Origin of the sequence: Sandarakinorhabdus rubra (genome assembly GCF_010994245.1) — a bacterium.
In the GTDB taxonomy this organism is placed as follows: domain Bacteria; phylum Pseudomonadota; class Alphaproteobacteria; order Sphingomonadales; family Sphingomonadaceae; genus Sandarakinorhabdus; species Sandarakinorhabdus rubra.
Window position 1 is genome coordinate 1 of record NZ_WMHO01000365.1, and the last position, 1,372, is coordinate 1,372.

Sequence of the window (1,372 nt, forward strand, 5' to 3'; positions counted from 1 at the left end):
TCGCCGGGTTGAGCGCGAACAACTGGGCGCTCACCGGCCCGCCTCCGGCGCGGGGGGCAACTGGGGCGGCAGCAGCGCTTCCGGATCGACGCGCACGCCGTTCCACGTCAGCCCCCAGTGCAGGTGCGGCCCGGTGGAGCGCCCGGTGCTGCCGATGGCGCCGATCACCTCGCCCTGCCGCACGATCTGGCCCGCTGCCACGTCGATGCGCGACAGGTGCAGCATCGCCGACGAGAGGCCCCGGCCATGATCAAGGATGACGATATTGCCCTCGAGGGAAAACGGCCCGGCCGCCAGCCGCACCACGCCCGGGATCGGCGCCGTCACCGGCGTGCCGCTGGGGGCGGCGATGTCCATCCCGCCATGATAGCTGGCCGGCGTGTCGCCATAGAAGCGCTGCGAGCCGAAATGCGTGGAGATGCGCCCCGTTGCCGGCCAACGGAACGGCGCGCGCCAGAAGGGATAGTCGGACGGGATGGCCCGCGCGGCGCGCACCTGCGCCACCTCGGCCGCGCGCTTGGCCTCCCATTCGAGGTTGCGCGGTGCGTCCGGATCGGCCGGGGTGAGCAGACGGGCCGGCAGCCGGTCAATGTCCCACGGCCGCGCCGTCACATTGAGCATGCGGTGGGCACTGCGGCCATCCTTCGTCACCCAGCGCAACGCCATGGAGCCGGCAAAATCCCGGTCGATGCCGATCATGAAGCGGCCGTCGGGCTCGACGTGGACGGGCGTGCCATCGAGCGTCAGTTCGTGGCTGCCGGCAGGCAGGCTGGCGATCAGGATCTGCCCCTGCGTGGCGGCCAGCGGTTCCGCCACATGCACCGGCAGCGGCGCGGCCGCCCCGGTGATGGCGGCTGTCGCCAGCAGCAGCGGCAGCGCCAGCAGCCGCATCAGGGGAACATGCCCTTCGCGCGCGCCTCGGCATAGCGGTTGCTGGCGATGTCGGCACTGGCATAGGCTTCCTGCAGCTCGTGGCTCCAGTAGCGCAGGGCCGCCAGCGGGATGCGCTGGCCGGTGACGGCGCACAGCACATGGTCCCCCGGCGCCAGGATGCGATAGCTGCCCGATTCATAGTGAAGGCGGGCGGCGCGGCCGAAACGATCGAGCATCAGAACAATCTTCCCTGCGTGGGCACCGGTTTGGTGAACACCGGCGTTTCGCCATCGGCGAAGCGGATCGTCAAGCGATCTTCGGCTGCTGCCGCAACGCTGGTCGCGACCAGCGTGCCGTCCGCGCGGCTCACGATGGCATAACCGCGGGCAAGAACCCGCTGCGGGCCCAGGCTGTCGAGCAGGCGTGCGCCTTCGCCCAGCCGCGCCGTGGCCCGCGCCAGCCGCGTCGTCAGCAGGAAGGGCCGCAGCGCGGTTTCGGC

3 protein-coding genes are annotated in these 1,372 nt (G+C 71.4%); all 3 read right to left on the reverse strand.

The genetic code is table 11. The features are described 5' to 3' along the window. Positions 1–30 precede the first annotated feature (30 nt). The gene (locus tag GJV64_RS14515) at positions 31–891 is read right to left on the reverse strand and encodes a M23 family metallopeptidase (RefSeq protein ID WP_164158191.1); all 861 of its coding nucleotides are present in this window, start codon (positions 889–891) and stop codon (positions 31–33) included. Further along, positions 891–1,109, reverse strand: a complete 219-nt coding sequence (locus GJV64_RS14520) for a DUF2093 domain-containing protein (RefSeq protein WP_164158192.1) — start codon at positions 1,107–1,109, stop codon at positions 891–893. Before GJV64_RS14520 ends, GJV64_RS14515 begins: the two co-directional genes overlap by 1 nt. After that, positions 1,109–1,372 (reverse strand): exodeoxyribonuclease VII large subunit (locus GJV64_RS14525; protein ID WP_328799204.1); only part of this gene is annotated, 264 nt, incomplete at its 5' end. The genes GJV64_RS14520 and GJV64_RS14525, both read right to left, overlap by 1 nt.